Origin of the sequence: Streptomyces sp. SID5785, from assembly GCF_009870065.1 — a bacterium.
Lineage (GTDB): Bacteria > Actinomycetota > Actinomycetes > Streptomycetales > Streptomycetaceae > Streptomyces.
The window spans coordinates 1-13,193 of sequence record NZ_WWIA01000648.1 but is presented as its reverse complement, the minus strand read 5'-3'; the positions used below and the strand labels follow the sequence as shown (position 1 = coordinate 13,193).

Below are 13,193 nucleotides of genomic sequence, written 5' to 3'. Positions count from 1 at the left end.
TGGGGACCACGCCCTCGTGCTCGCAGGCGAACGTCCGCCCCGTGCGGCCGAGTCCGGACTGGATCTCGTCCGCGATGAACAGCACGCTCCGCTCGCGTGTCAGCTCGCGCACGCCGGCCAGGTATCCGGGCGGCGGTACCAGCACCCCGGCCTCTCCCTGGATCGGCTCCAGCAGGACCGCCACCGTCTCGTCCGTGACGGCTTCCCGCAGCGCCGCCAGGTCCCCGTACGGGACGATGTCGAAGCCGGGGGTGTACGGCCCGAAGTCCGCCCTCGCCTCCGCGTCCGTGGAGAAGCTGACGATGGTGGTCGTGCGTCCGTGGAAGTTGTCGCTCGCCACCACGATCCGGGCCCGGCCGTCCGGTACGCCCTTCACCCGGTAACCCCACTTGCGCGCGGTCTTCACCGCCGTCTCGACGGCCTCCGCGCCCGTGTTCATCGGCAGCACCATCTCCATGCCGCACAACTCGGCGAGCTCGGTGCAGAACTCGGCGAACCGGTCGTGATGGAAGGCCCGCGAGGTCAGCGTCACCCGCTCCAGCTGGGCCTTGGCCGCCTCGATCAGCCGGCGGTTGCCGTGTCCGAAGTTGAGGGCGGAGTACCCGGCGAGCATGTCGAGATAGCGACGCCCCTCGACATCCGTCATCCAGGCCCCGTCCGCCGTCGCGACGACGACCGGCAGCGGGTGGTAGTTGTGCGCACTGTGGGCGTCCGAGGAGCTGATGTAGCTCTCCGTCGCGGCGGGCGCGTCTTCGGCGGGGTGGGGAGTCACAGAAGTCACGGGATCTCCGTTCTGGCGGCTTGGAAGCCCTGTAGCTCTTACGGCACGAGACGGGTTTGTGGCCCCTTCCTATCGTCGCTCGCATCGTGGACGTGGAAACCTCGCGCAACGGCGAGCCCGGTAGTGTGATCCCCGGGCCGTGACTGGCGCGCTGGGATGGGACCGACCATCGGGGAGCGGCCCGTGATCTGTGTGCCGTGCGCCTGGGCCGAACCGTGAACCGACCGCGTCCGGAGGCTGCCCGATGAACGACATCACCCCCGAATCCACCGCGTACCGCGCCGCACTCGACGTCATCCGGGCCGTGGAGCCCCGCGTCGCCGACGCCATCGGCCAGGAGCTCACCGATCAGCGCGAGATGCTCAAGCTGATCGCCTCGGAGAACTACGCCTCCCCGGCCACCCTGCTGACCATGGGCAACTGGTTCAGCGACAAGTACGCCGAAGGCACCGTCGGCCGTCGCTTCTACGCCGGCTGCCGCAACGTCGACACCGTGGAGTCCCTGGCCGCCGAGCACGCCCGTGAGCTCTTCGGCGCTCGGCACGCCTACGTCCAGCCGCACTCCGGTATCGACGCGAACCTCGTCGCGTTCTGGGCCGTGCTCGCCGACCGGGTCGAGGTGCCCTTCCTGGCGAAGACCGGGGTCCGCCAGATTAACGACCTGACCGACGCCGACTGGGCCGAGCTCCGCCAGGCTTTCGGCAACCAGCGGATGCTGGGCATGTCCCTCGACGCCGGCGGCCACCTCACCCATGGCTTCCGCCCCAACATCTCCGGCAAGATGTTCGACCAGCGTTCCTACGGCACCGACCCCGCCACCGGGCTCATCGACTACGAGGCCCTGCGGACCCAGGCACGTGAGTTCAAGCCGCTGATCATCGTCGCCGGGTACTCGGCCTACCCCCGCCTCGTGAACTTCCGCATCATGCGAGAGATCGCGGACGAGGTCGGCGCGACCCTGATGGTCGACATGGCGCACTTCGCCGGGCTCGTCGCCGGCAAGGTGCTCACCGGTGACTTCGACCCGGTGCCGCACGCTCAGATCGTCACCACGACGACGCACAAGTCCCTGCGGGGCCCGCGCGGCGGCATGGTGCTGTGCGACGACTCCCTCAAGGACCAGGTCGACCGTGGCTGCCCGATGGTGCTCGGCGGCCCGCTGCCGCACGTCATGGCCGCCAAGGCCGTCGCTCTCGCCGAAGCGCGGCGCCCCGAGTTCCGCACGTACGCCCAGTCCGTGGTCGACAACGCCCGCGCCCTGGCCGAGGGCCTCACCCGACGCGGCGCCACGCTGGTCACCGGCGGTACGGACAACCACCTCAATCTGATCGATGTCGCCACCTCCTATGGTCTGACCGGCCGCCAGGCCGAGTCCGCGCTTCTTGATTCGGGCATCGTCACCAACCGCAACGCCATCCCCGCCGACCCGAACGGCGCCTGGTACACCTCCGGCATCCGTATCGGAACCCCTGCACTGACCACCCGGGGTCTGGGTGCTGCGGAGATGGACGAGATCGCCGCGCTCATGGACCGAGTCCTGGCCGCGGCCGAGCCCGGCACCACCAGCAAGGGCACCGTGTCCAAGGCTCATCACGTCCTGGACGCGAAGATCGCCGATGAGGTGTCCCACCGTGCCTCTGACCTGCTCGCCGGCTTCCCGCTCTACCCGACGGTCGACCTGACCTGAGCCGCACGTCGGGCATCGGGCGCCCGCCCCTTCGGTTCCGGACAGGGCGCCCGGTGCATCCGCCGTGCAGCAGCTCGGGCCGACCGGGCTGCCCTCACGGCTCAGGGCGCCTCGGTGCCCCGCAGCTCCTGACGCGGCCCGGGCTCTCTGTGCCGCCAGACCGCGGATATCTTCCGCGGCAGTCCCACGGCCGCGGGCCGCGCCAGGAGGGCCAGAGCAGCACCGGCCAGCAGGCCAGGCACCACCCACCACCATCCAGAGCTCCCGGGCGTGGAGCCCACGGCCGCTGGTGCGGTACCCGAAGGCGTTGCCTGCGGTTGTGTCGTCGATCGGTCCTGGGACCGGTCCGGCGCCGGAAAGACGGCCCCTGCACCGCCGCTCTTCGCCTTCCCCATCACTCCCAGCTTGTGGAGCAGGGACCGCAGCTCGGCGGGGTGCTGGGCTGTGTGCCAGACACCGTTCAGCGTCTCCATGTCCGTCGACGTGTGGATCCAGACCTCCTTGCTGCCCGGAGTGTCCGGGTACACGCGGTCCACACGCCAAGGGCTGATGTCGTGTCGCAGCCAGGTCACATTGAGCTGCCGACCGGATCCGACCTCCAGGCCGGGCGGGATCTCCTTCTTCCCTTCGCCCGGCTCGCCGACGAGCCGGGCCAACCGCTCGTACCTCTCGTCACTGAAGTAGAGGGAGGCACTCTCCTGGCTCTCCGGCGACACGACCAGCACACTGGTCGGTCCGCCGGCCGAGGCCTGGGCAGCGCCCCACAGGACCAGCGCCAGCGCCGCGGCCAATGACGCGGTCAACGCAATCAGTCTCCGTACCGTACGCATGCGCACCCCCACTGCCCCCGGCGCGGCCGCTCCGAGCCGGTTCACTTCTGGTACACCGCTCGAGCCGTTCAGGTTCCGTCTGCCGCGGTCCCTTTTCCGGCCGCCGCTTTTCGACCGCCACGCGGCCGCATCGGTGCCGCCCGGCATCGGTCGTCGCAGGTGTCAACCCCGATCATTCGTGGACCGGGCGATGTCCAGCGCCTTCTTCTCGGACGTCACGCCCTCCAGACGCAGCGTGACCTTCGCCCCGTGGGTCCACAGCAGCGTGGGCCCCGCCGGGCGCTCCGAGCGATGCCAGCGCCGGCCCTCACCGTCGAACATCCAGAAACTGAGCTCATGCTCGCGCGCGAACCACAGACCGGTGTCGTGATTCACGGCCACCCACTCCGGCTGTGAAGTGATCGTTTTGGCGTATCCGATGTCGAGCTGGGCCGGGAACTCGTCGAGTCGTATCGTGCCCTCGCCGCCCCGCCAGCAGAGGCTGAGCAGCGTGCGCCCCCCCGGCTCCGGCGTCACGGAGACGGCATCGGGCGAGCCCAGGGCAGCCGGCACCAGCGGGCGGAAGCCCGCTGCCCGTGCCGCGTCGTCCATGGTGAGCGGCGAGCCGCAGCCAGGAACGGGGCGGCCGGGCGACGGCGAGGCCGACGGATCGTAGTGAATCTCCACGCCCCCGAAGCCGAACCAGTCGTACACCGCCGCCCGTACCGGCGGCGTGAGAACCACGACCGAGGCCACGCCGCACAGGGCGGCCGTCAGCAGGCGCCAGCGACGTCCGAACCAGGCACGCACCCGCCGGGTGCGCTCACGAGCCCCCGATGGCTCCGCCACGGGGGCAGGCACATGCTCGGCGATGATCTGCGCCAGCACCCGCTCAGCCATGGTCTCGCCGGCGCCGTCGGGCCCGTTCATCAAGCGGCCCAGCGCGCGCAGCTCCTCAGGCAGCTCCGACCCCTCATCGCGAGGCTCGCCCATGCCTGTCCCCTCCCTTCCCACGCCTCTGCGTCGGTACCTGCGGCGCCTCGAGGCCCGCGGGCAGGAGCTGCCCGAGCTTGCGCAGTGCGCGGTTGAGCCGCGATTTGACCGTGCCGCGCGGCCAGCCCAGCGTCTCGGCCGTCTCCGCCTCATCCATCTCGAGCAGATAGCGGTGGACGACGACCAGACGATGGTCCTCGCTCAGCAGGTCCAGAGCGGCCAGCAACTCGGCACGTCGCTCCACCTCGATCGCCGCCACCGCCGGATCAGCGGATTCCGGTATCAACGGCTCGGCCTCGACCATCGCTGCTTCCCGGCCGACGGCGGACCGCTGCCGCCCCGCCGACCTGACTGTGTTCCTTGTCTCATTGGCGACGATCTGCAACAGCCACGGCTTGAAAGCCGAGCCGTCCTTGAACCGTCCCAAGCTGCGATACGCCTTGAAGAAGGACTGCTGCACGACATCCTCGGCATCCGCCCCCGCGCCCAGCGCATGCGCTGCTCGCAGGGCGATCCCGGTGAAGGCGCGAACCAGCTCCGCGTACGCCTCCGGCTCTCCGGCACGCACACGGGCGATCACCGCACCCTCGTCGACGACGCGGCCCCCCTCCAGGACTTCCCCCGGTGTCCTCACACCCTTGATACACCGGTCGTCCGTGATCGGTTCCCACCTGTCACGACCGACTTGTCCCGGCCCGTCACGCCCCGTGGATTCCCGCGCCCGACGCCCGCTCGTCGCGAACCTGCCCCCGAGCAATGAGAGACACCTGAGAGAATGAGGGCATGGCCTCTGATCGTCCCCGCGTGCTTTCCGGAATCCAGCCCACCGCAGGCTCGTTCCACCTCGGCAATTACCTCGGTGCGGTCCGCCAGTGGGTGGCGCTGCAGGAGTCTCACGACGCCTTCTACATGGTGGTGGACCTGCACGCGATCACCGTTCCGCAGGACCCCAAGGAACTGCTGGCGAACACACGGCTCGCCGCCGCTCAGCTGCTGGCCGCCGGACTGGACCCCGACCGGTGCACGCTCTTCGTGCAGAGCCATGTCCCCGAGCACGCGCAGCTCGGCTGGGTCATGAACTGCCTGACCGGGTTCGGCGAGGCGAGTCGCATGACCCAGTTCAAGGACAAGTCCGCCAAGCAGGGCGCCGACCGCGCCACCGTAGGCCTGTTCACGTACCCGATCCTGCAGGTAGCGGACATCCTCCTCTACCAGGCGCACCAGGTCCCCGTCGGCGAGGACCAGCGGCAGCACATCGAGCTCACGCGTGACCTGGCCGAGCGCTTCAACGGTCGCTTCGGCGAGACGTTCACGATCCCGGCGCCGTACATCCTCAAGGAGACGGCCAAGATCTACGACCTTCAGGACCCGTCCATCAAGATGAGCAAGTCGGCCTCGACGCCGAAGGGGCTCATCAACCTCCTGGACGAGCCCAAGGCCACTGCCAAGAAGGTCAAGAGCGCGGTCACGGACACGGAGACCGTCATCCGCTACGACGCGGAGAACAAGCCGGGCGTCAGCAACCTGCTCACCATCTACTCCACCCTCACCGGCACCGGTATCGCGGAACTGGAGCAGAAGTACGAGGGCAAGATGTACGGTGCGCTCAAGACGGACCTGGCCGAGGTCATGGTGGACTTCGTGACGCCGTTCCGGGACCGCACCCAGGAGTACCTGGACGATCCGGAGACGCTCGACTCGATCTTGGCCAAGGGCGCGGAGAAGGCGCGGGCCGTCGCTGCCGAGACGCTGGCCCAGGCCTACGAGAAGGTCGGCTTCCTGCCTGCCAAACACTGAATCCCGCAGCAAGTGCGAGCACCACACGCCCGCCCACCACACGACGACAGGAGTATGACGTGGGGACCGTAACGATCGGTGTGTCGATCGCGGTCCCGGAGCCTCATGGCAGCCTGCTCCAGGAGCGGCGTGCGGGCTTCGGTGACCCCGCGGCACACGGTATTCCCACGCACATCACCCTGCTCCCGCCCACCGAGGTCGAGAGCGGTGACCTGCCGGCGATCGAGGCGCATCTGACGGAGGTCGCGGCCGGCGGCCGTCCCTTCGCGATGCGCCTGTCGGGGACGGGAACCTTCCGTCCGCTGTCACCCGTTGTGTTCATACAGGTCGTCGAGGGCGCCGAGGCCTGTACGTGGCTCCAGAAGCAGGTGCGCGATGCTTCCGGCCCCGTCTCGCGCGAGCTGCAGTTTCCGTACCACCCGCACGTCACCGTCGCGCACGGCATCGCCGAAGAAGCGATGGACCGTGCGTTCGAGGAGCTCTCCGACTACGAGGCGGCCTGGCCGTGCACCGGTTTCGCCCTGTACGAGCAGGGTGCCGACGGTGTCTGGCGACGACTTCGGGATTTCGCTTTCGGTAAGTCGCCGCTGCCCTCGCAGGGCCCCGACCGCAGCACGCGTACGCAACGGCTGCGCGCGAGCTGACACACGTCTCCGTCGGTCGGCTGCACGCGATACGCCCAGCCGCGGCCCGCACCTCTGGATCGTGCGCGGCCGTGTCTGCGCGGCGTTCTCAGACGGGGAGCCTGCGGAAGACCGGTCGAGGGACGTGCCGCAGCGCGGACATGACCATCCGAAGGGCGCCCGGGACCCACACGGTCTCTGAGCGACGACGCAGCCCGGTCTCGATGGCGAGAGCCACGGTCTCCGGTGTCGTCGCCATCGGCGCCTCGGCCAGCCCCGCCGTCATCTTCGAGCGGACGAAGCCGGGGCGCACCACCATGACGTGCACGCCAGTGCCGTGCAGCGCGTCGCCCAGACCCTGGGCAAAGACGTCGAGCCCGGCCTTGCTCGATCCGTAGATGAAGTTGGAGCGCCGGGCTCGCTCGCCCGCGACGGACGACAGGACGACGAGCGAGCCGTGCCCCTGGGCCTGCAGTGTGCGTGCGCAGACGAGGCCGGCCGAGACGGCACCCGTGTAGTTGGTCTGGGCGACCCGGACAGCTGACAAGGGCTCGCCCTCGTCGTGAGCCTGGTCGCCGAGGACACCGAAGGCCAGTAGCACCATGTCGATGTCACCTTCGGTGAAGACCTTGCCCAGCACTTCCTCGTGGGTGTCAGGAGCGAGCGCGTCGAAGGCGACGGTCCGGGCGTCGGCGCCCATGCCACGCAGCTCCGCCGCCGCGTTGTCGAGCGCTGGGGACGGCCGGCCGGCCAGCCACACGGTGCGGGTGCGGCGCGTCACGAGGCGGCGAGCGGTGGCCAGGGCGATCTCGGACGTGCCGCCGAGTACGAGCAGGGACTGGGGGATGCCGAAGGCGTCCTTCATGAGATCCAGACTCCAGTGGGTCGGGGCCCGGGGCGCAGGGGCGCTCCGGGCCGGATGTGACGGTCTGCCGGTCCGTGAAATCCGACCGGGCAGATCCGGAACCCGTACGGACCGAGCGGTGTATCAGAAGTGAGACCGGCGCAGACGGGCAGCCGGGCTGACGGAGGGGGCAGTCGCATGGCACGGATGACAGGCGAGACGAGCCAGGATGATTCCGCTGATCCGAGCGCTACGGCACGGGAGCTGAGGGCAGTGGGAGACGGCGGCAGTGTCGGGCATGACCGCTTCCGCGGAGAGGGCCGGCGGCCGGCAAGGGGAGCCGGACGATCGTGCGGCGCGTCCGCGGGCGGGGGAGTGTTCCGGTCGGTGCTCACAGGTTCAGGCGGCGGGACAGATCGGAGCGGAAGACCCCGCGCGGGTCCAGCTGCCCACGGAGAGCGCGGAAGTCCGCCAGGCGTGGATACATGGAGTCCAGCAGCTCCGGCCTCATCCGGGAGTCCTTGGCGAGATAGACCCGGCCGTGCGCATGGGCGACCTTCTCGTCGAGCTCGTCGAGGAACGCTCCGAGTCCGGGCAGGTTGGCCGGGATGTCCAGGGCCAGGGTCCAGCCCGGCATCGGGAAGGAGAGCCAGCCGGCGTCTCCCTCTCCGAAGCGCTTGAGGACGGCGAGGAACGAGGGGCAGCGCCGTGCGGAGATGCGCTGAACGATGCGCTGAAGCGCGTCCTCCGCCCCATAGCCGACCACGAACTGGTACTGGACGAAACCGCAGCGTCCGTAGATGCGGTTCCAGTGCGGGACGCCGTCGAGCGGATGGAAGAAGGTCGACAGTTTCTGGAGCTCACCGGTGCGTGACTTCGGAGCTTTTCGGAACCACAGCTCGTTGAAGGCGCCGACTGTCGTGCGGCCCAGGAGACCCTCGGGGAGGAAGGAGGGCGCAGCCGGCAGCCGGCCGGGGCGGAAGGCCAGCGGGGAGCGGCGGGCACGCGGGGACAGGGCGTCCACAGGTGCGTGGTCTCCGCGCGTGAGGACGGAGCGGCCCATGGAGGCACCGCGGGCGAGGAGATCGATCCAGGCGACCGAGTAGCGGTACTGGTGGTCGGTTGTGGTCAGCCGGGCCATCAGGTCGTCGAGATCGGCAGCCCGCTCGGTGTCGACAGTCATCAACGATGTTGCGACGGGATGCAGTTGAACGGTGGCCGTGAGGATGATCCCGGTCAGCCCCATGCCGCCCGCGGTCGCGTCGAAGAGCTCGGTGCCGCGCTCGACGACGTGCACCCGCCCGTCCGCGGTCAGCAGTTCCAGGGCCAGTACGTGCCGTGAGAAGGATCCGGACACGTGGTGGTTCTTGCCGTGAATGTCGGCACCGATGGCCCCGCCGACCGTGACGTAGCGAGTGCCGGGTGTGACCGGGACGAACCAGCCCAGAGGGAGGAGCACCTCCATGAGCCGGTGCAGGGAGACACCGGCGTCGCAGAGCACTGTGCCGGCGGCCACGTCGATGGCGTGGATGCGGTCGAGGCCCGTCATGTCGAGGACGGCTCCGCCTGCGTTCTGTGCCGCGTCGCCGTAGGCCCGTCCCAGGCCGCGTGCGATTCCGCCTCTGCGTCCCGGGGCGGCGCATTCCCGGACGGCGGCCACCGTCTCCTCGTAGGAGCGGGGGCGGAGCAGATGTGCGGATGTGGGCGCTGTGCGACCCCAGCCGGTGATCGGCATGGCGTCGTAGCCGGGACTGGTCGCAGGGCGGGGGACGGCGGGCGACGGGCGGGCTGCCGATGTGTGCCCGGCGGGAGGCGCGGACGTGGAGGGCGATGCAGAGGTGGAGGTGAAGACGGGGTCGGCAGCCATGGGGTGACCGTATCGCCCCTAAAAGAGAGCTTTGCTCTGAATCTATCGATTCCTCACCGAAATGGGTGATTGATCGGGTGTCATACAAAATTGCCCGAGTCTATTGATGTTTTGGGATTCAGAGTGAGCCACATGGACGACATGGATCGCCGATTGCTGTCGGCACTGCGGGACTGTGCCACGGACCAGCGTGTGGCGGCGGCTGCGCGAGCGCTGTCCTGGGTCGGGGAGCATGGCGCACTCTGGCTGGCTGTGGGGCTTGTGGGCGCGGCGGCCGACAGGGAACGGCGTGGTGCATGGCTGCGGGGTACCGCCCTCACTGCCGGTGCGCACCTGGCGAGCATGGGTGTGAAGCGGGTGGTGCGCAGACCGAGACCGGGCGTCGCCGATGGGGTGGTGCCGCTGGTTCGCACTGCGGGACGGCACTCGTTCCCCAGTTCGCACGCCGCGTCGGCAGCCGCAGCGACCGTGGCGTACGGGGCGCTGCGACCGGTCGGGGCGCGGGTGGTGCCGCCGGTGGCGGCCGCGATGTGTGTCTCACGGATGGTCGTGGGTGTCCATTACCCCTCTGACGTCGCCGCGGGCGCGGCGCTGGGAGCGCTGACCGCGCGGCTCGGGGTGCGCTGGATCAAGGGAGGTGCGGAGCAGTGACGGGGCGCGAGGAGAGGGGGGAACAGATGCGCGGAGCAAGTGAGAGCGGGGGACGGTTCCTTGGCGCCGCGCCGTCGGGTGACGCGGTGGAACAGGAGGGGATCGCGTCGTCCTGCAAGGTGCCGCGTGCCGGAGCCTACGGAGGGGGGCCGGAGCAGGTCGGCCAACTTGCGAATGGGAGAGGGGCTTTGATCGGAGCGGCGCGACATGCGGGTTCCGGTACCGCCCTGCTCGAGCGGCCGCGAGTGGCTGAGCCCGAGACGGACGAGCCGAAGCGCCGAGGGCTGGTCGCGGGGCTGATCAGGACTGCGCGCCCCCGCCAGTGGGTGAAGAACGTGCTGGTGGTGGCGGCGCCGGCCGCAGCCGGTGAGCTGTTCTCGTGGCACGCGCTGGCCGGACTGGCCGTGGTCTTCGTGCTGTTCACGGCCGCGGCCTCGGCGGTGTACCTCATCAACGACGCGCGGGACGCCGACGCGGACCGGGCCCATCCGGTGAAGCGTCGTCGGCCGGTGGCCGCGGGGCAGGTGCCTGTACCCGTCGCGTACGCGACAGGCGGCGCGCTTGCGGTTCTCGTGCCTGCGGCTGCCGTCGTGCTCTGCAATCCGATGACCGCGGCGCTGCTCACGGCTTATGTGGCCATGCAGTTGGCCTACTGCATCAGCCTCAAGCACGTGCTGGTCGTGGACCTGGTGGTGGTGACCACCGGGTTCCTGATGAGAGCGATGATCGGTGGGCTGGCCCTGGGGATTCCTCTGTCGCGCTGGTTTCTGATCACCACCGGGTTCGGGGCGCTGTTCATGGTCTCGGCCAAGCGGTATTCCGAAGCCGTACAGATGGCGGGGCGGGCCGGAGCCACGCGTGCGCTGCTGACGGAGTACACCACCGGGTACCTGCGGTTCGTCTGGCAGTTGGCCGCAGGTGTCGCCGTGCTGGCGTACTGCCTGTGGGCGATGGAAGAGGGCGGAGTGGCGGGCAGCAGCCTGCTTCCGTGGCGGCAGTTGTCGATGGCGGCGTTCATCCTCGCGATCCTCAGATATGCGGTGTTCGCCGACCGGGGCACGGCGGGTGAGCCGGAGGACGTCGTACTGAAGGACCGGGCGCTGGCTGTGATCGGGATGGTGTGGCTGGCGATGTATGCGCTCGCGGTCGTGAATTGGTGACCAGTGTCGGTCCCGCCGAGCCGGCTAGCCGGTGAGCGCGTGCCTGTGCGGGCCAGCGAGCCCGGGCCCCGCGCCGATGCGGCCATGTCGTCTCCGGGCCCGACGTGAGTCATGAGCGCGCACAAAGGACGCAGAAGGTCTAGAAGGACGGAGCAGGAACGGGAGCAGGCGTGCGGGAGCAGGAGGAGCCAGGACGGACAGGGTGGAGGAGGTCGAGGAGAGGGTGCTGGAGGTGAATGAGGCCATGGGGAGGAGCGAACCGCGCAGCGGTGACCGTGGCGGCGGAGTGCGTGCCCGGGTGCGGGCGGCAGGGCCGGAGGTGGCGGGGTTCGCCCTGGCGGGGGGATGCGCTTATGCGGCTGACCTGGGGTTGTTCATCTGGCTCCGGGGCTCGGCGGGAATGGATCCGCTCGGCGCGAAGACGCTGTCGTTCGTGGCCGGCTGCTCGGTGGCGTACCTGGGGAACGCGCTGGGGACGTACCGCAGACGGGCTCTGGGGGTGTCGCGGCTGCGGCAGTACGCGGTGTTCTTCGCGGTGAACGTCGCCGGGGCGTTGGTGCAGTTGTTGTGTATCGGCATCTCGCACTACGGGATCGGGCTCACCTCGGCGCGTGCGGACACGATCTCGGGGGCCGGGGTGGGGATGGTCCTGGCGACGGTCGTGAGGTTCTGGGGAACCCGGACCTTCGTCTTCCGGTCCAGACCCGTGGATGAGGGCGGCGCCGTCGTGGCGAGTGCGATGGAACCGGCGGGAGGGGGCAGGCTCGGATCATGGACTGGCTGAAGAGACTCCCTGTCATCGGCCCGCTGATCGTCCGCCTGATGACGACGCATGCCTGGAAGGCCTATGAACGGCTGGATGCGGTGCACTGGGCGAGACTTGCGGCGGCCATGACGTTCATCAGTTTCCTGGCGTTGTTCCCCCTGATCACGGTGGCGGCGGCGATCGCAGCCGGCACCCTCGGCGCCGACCGGCAACAGCAGCTGGAGAACAAGATCGCGGACCAGGTGCCCGGGATCTCGGACCAGTTGGACCTCGGGGCGCTGATCGACAACGCGGGCACGGTCGGGCTGGTGGCCGGCGCGCTGCTGTTGTTCACCGGTGTCGGGTGGGTCGGCTCGATAAGGGACTGCCTGCGGGCCGTGTGGGAGCTGCCGGACATCGAGGAGAACCCGGTCCTGGTCAAACTCAAGGACACCGGGGTGCTGATCGGGCTCGGCGCTGCGGGGTTGGCGTCGCTGGCCGCGTCGACCGTGGCGTCGTCGGCGGTCGGCTGGACGGCGGACCGGCTGGGGATCGACGAGGCGGGGTGGGGCGGGGCGCTGCTGCAGGGGGCGGCGTTCGCGGTGGCGGTGCTGGCGGACTTCCTGGTGCTGCTCTATGTGCTGACTCTGCTGCCCGGGGTGCAGCCGGGGCGGCGGGATCTGGTGACGGCCGCGTTGATCGGGGCCGCGGGGTTCGAGCTGCTCAAGCTGCTGCTCGGTGGCTATATGCGGGGCGTCGCGGCGAAGAACATGTATGGGGCGTTCGGGACGCCGGTCGCGTTGCTGCTGTGGATCAACTTCACTGCAAAGTTGGTGCTGTTCTGCGCCGCGTGGACGGCGACGGGGAGCGTCACGGCCGAGGAAGCCGATGGCCGTGAGACAGATGACGCGGGGGGCGAGGCCGGCCGGAAGGACGGCGGCCAGGACAGACGCGAAGCCGGCGGTGAGGACGGCGGTGACGACGGTGGTGAGGACGGGATGAGGGGAGGCGCGACAGCCGGGGCCTGAGCTGGATGGAGGCGCGGATAATACGGCGCGTGGTGCGCGAGAGGGCTCGCGGCATGAGACACGGAGCGCCGTGCGGCGCGCACCACTTCACCGGGTGCCCGTCGGCGGCCGCTGCCTGCGGAGAGCGCGTCCCGCAGCGCAACTTGCTCCGCCTGACTCCGCCCTGCAGGATCCCTCGGCGACCGGCGACCGGCGACCGGCGACCGGC

13 protein-coding genes and 1 riboswitch are annotated in these 13,193 nt (G+C 69.7%); of the genes, 7 read left to right on the top strand and 6 right to left on the bottom strand.

Annotation, left to right across the window (positions count from 1 at the left end):
* The coding region (locus GTW43_RS21220) for an aminotransferase class III-fold pyridoxal phosphate-dependent enzyme (protein WP_161303603.1) at positions 1-772 on the bottom strand (772 nt) is incomplete at its 3' end.
* A gap of 138 nt (positions 773-910) precedes the next feature.
* Positions 911-997, top strand: a riboswitch (ZMP/ZTP riboswitch).
* Positions 998-1,025: 28 nt separating this feature from the next.
* On the opposite strand from GTW43_RS21220, the gene GTW43_RS21215 reads away from it, so the two are divergent.
* A complete protein-coding gene (locus GTW43_RS21215; RefSeq protein WP_161303598.1) occupies positions 1,026-2,468 on the top strand; it encodes a glycine hydroxymethyltransferase in 1,443 nt (480 codons plus the stop codon).
* 101 nt (positions 2,469-2,569) lie between these two features.
* Here the strand turns inward: GTW43_RS21215 and GTW43_RS21210 are convergent, their stop codons facing one another.
* The 3 genes from GTW43_RS21210 to GTW43_RS21200 form a co-directional block, all read right to left on the bottom strand.
* A complete protein-coding gene (locus GTW43_RS21210) occupies positions 2,570-3,271 on the bottom strand; it encodes a hypothetical protein (protein WP_237536726.1) in 702 nt (233 codons plus the stop codon).
* Between the two features lie 189 nt (positions 3,272-3,460).
* The gene (locus GTW43_RS21205) at positions 3,461-4,270 is read right to left on the bottom strand and encodes a hypothetical protein (RefSeq protein WP_161303596.1); all 810 of its coding nucleotides are present in this window, start codon (positions 4,268-4,270) and stop codon (positions 3,461-3,463) included.
* A complete protein-coding gene (locus GTW43_RS21200) occupies positions 4,251-4,850 on the bottom strand; it encodes an RNA polymerase sigma factor (RefSeq protein WP_343246075.1) in 600 nt (199 codons plus the stop codon). The genes GTW43_RS21205 and GTW43_RS21200 overlap by 20 nt, the downstream gene beginning before the upstream one ends.
* 203 nt (positions 4,851-5,053) lie before the next feature.
* Here GTW43_RS21200 and trpS point away from each other — a divergent pair, with 203 nt between their 5' ends.
* Positions 5,054-6,067, top strand: a complete 1,014-nt coding sequence (trpS, locus tag GTW43_RS21195; protein ID WP_161303595.1) for a tryptophan--tRNA ligase — start codon at positions 5,054-5,056, stop codon at positions 6,065-6,067.
* A gap of 59 nt (positions 6,068-6,126) precedes the next feature.
* Entirely contained in the window at positions 6,127-6,711 is a 585-nt protein-coding gene (locus tag GTW43_RS21190) for a 2'-5' RNA ligase family protein (protein ID WP_161303594.1), read from the top strand.
* A gap of 88 nt (positions 6,712-6,799) precedes the next feature.
* Here GTW43_RS21190 and GTW43_RS21185 read toward each other — a convergent pair whose 3' ends face one another.
* Both GTW43_RS21185 and GTW43_RS21180 read right to left on the bottom strand, forming a co-directional pair.
* Positions 6,800-7,555, bottom strand: a complete 756-nt coding sequence (locus GTW43_RS21185; protein ID WP_161303593.1) for a decaprenylphospho-beta-D-erythro-pentofuranosid-2-ulose 2-reductase — start codon at positions 7,553-7,555, stop codon at positions 6,800-6,802.
* A 370-nt stretch (positions 7,556-7,925) separates the two neighbouring features.
* Complete coding sequence (locus GTW43_RS21180; protein ID WP_161303601.1) at positions 7,926-9,269, bottom strand: FAD-binding oxidoreductase; 1,344 nt, start codon at positions 9,267-9,269, stop codon at positions 7,926-7,928.
* Positions 9,270-9,533: 264 nt separating this feature from the next.
* On the opposite strand from GTW43_RS21180, the gene GTW43_RS21175 reads away from it, so the two are divergent.
* The 4 genes from GTW43_RS21175 (at position 9,534) to GTW43_RS21160 (ending at position 12,985) form a co-directional block, all read left to right on the top strand.
* Positions 9,534-10,052 carry a phosphatase PAP2 family protein gene (locus GTW43_RS21175; RefSeq protein ID WP_161303592.1) on the top strand — a complete coding sequence of 173 codons (519 nt, stop codon included), beginning with the start codon at positions 9,534-9,536 and terminating at the stop codon, positions 10,050-10,052.
* A gap of 245 nt (positions 10,053-10,297) precedes the next feature.
* Positions 10,298-11,212: a decaprenyl-phosphate phosphoribosyltransferase gene (locus GTW43_RS21170; protein ID WP_343246074.1), complete on the top strand. Its 915-nt coding sequence runs from the start codon at positions 10,298-10,300 to the stop codon at positions 11,210-11,212.
* A 286-nt stretch (positions 11,213-11,498) separates the two neighbouring features.
* Positions 11,499-11,996 (top strand): GtrA family protein, encoded by a 498-nt coding sequence (locus GTW43_RS21165; protein WP_343246076.1) that lies wholly within the window; start codon positions 11,499-11,501, stop codon positions 11,994-11,996.
* The gene (locus tag GTW43_RS21160; protein ID WP_161303591.1) at positions 11,984-12,985 is read left to right on the top strand and encodes a YihY/virulence factor BrkB family protein; all 1,002 of its coding nucleotides are present in this window, start codon (positions 11,984-11,986) and stop codon (positions 12,983-12,985) included. Before GTW43_RS21165 ends, GTW43_RS21160 begins: the two co-directional genes overlap by 13 nt.
* Positions 12,986-13,193 lie beyond the last annotated feature (208 nt).

Excerpts from the sequence above, each read along its gene's own strand:
- GTW43_RS21175 (WP_161303592.1), top strand. The coding sequence starts at position 9,534 with ATGGACGACATGGATCGCCGATTGCTGTCGGCACTGCGGGACTGTGCC.
- GTW43_RS21185 (WP_161303593.1), bottom strand. The coding sequence starts at position 7,555 with ATGAAGGACGCCTTCGGCATCCCCCAGTCCCTGCTCGTACTCGGCGGC.
- GTW43_RS21205 (WP_161303596.1), bottom strand. The coding sequence starts at position 4,270 with ATGGGCGAGCCTCGCGATGAGGGGTCGGAGCTGCCTGAGGAGCTGCGC.
- GTW43_RS21215 (WP_161303598.1), top strand. The coding sequence starts at position 1,026 with ATGAACGACATCACCCCCGAATCCACCGCGTACCGCGCCGCACTCGAC.
- GTW43_RS21160 (WP_161303591.1), top strand. The coding sequence starts at position 11,984 with ATGGACTGGCTGAAGAGACTCCCTGTCATCGGCCCGCTGATCGTCCGC.
- GTW43_RS21180 (WP_161303601.1), bottom strand. The coding sequence starts at position 9,269 with ATGCCGATCACCGGCTGGGGTCGCACAGCGCCCACATCCGCACATCTG.
- trpS (WP_161303595.1), top strand. The coding sequence starts at position 5,054 with ATGGCCTCTGATCGTCCCCGCGTGCTTTCCGGAATCCAGCCCACCGCA.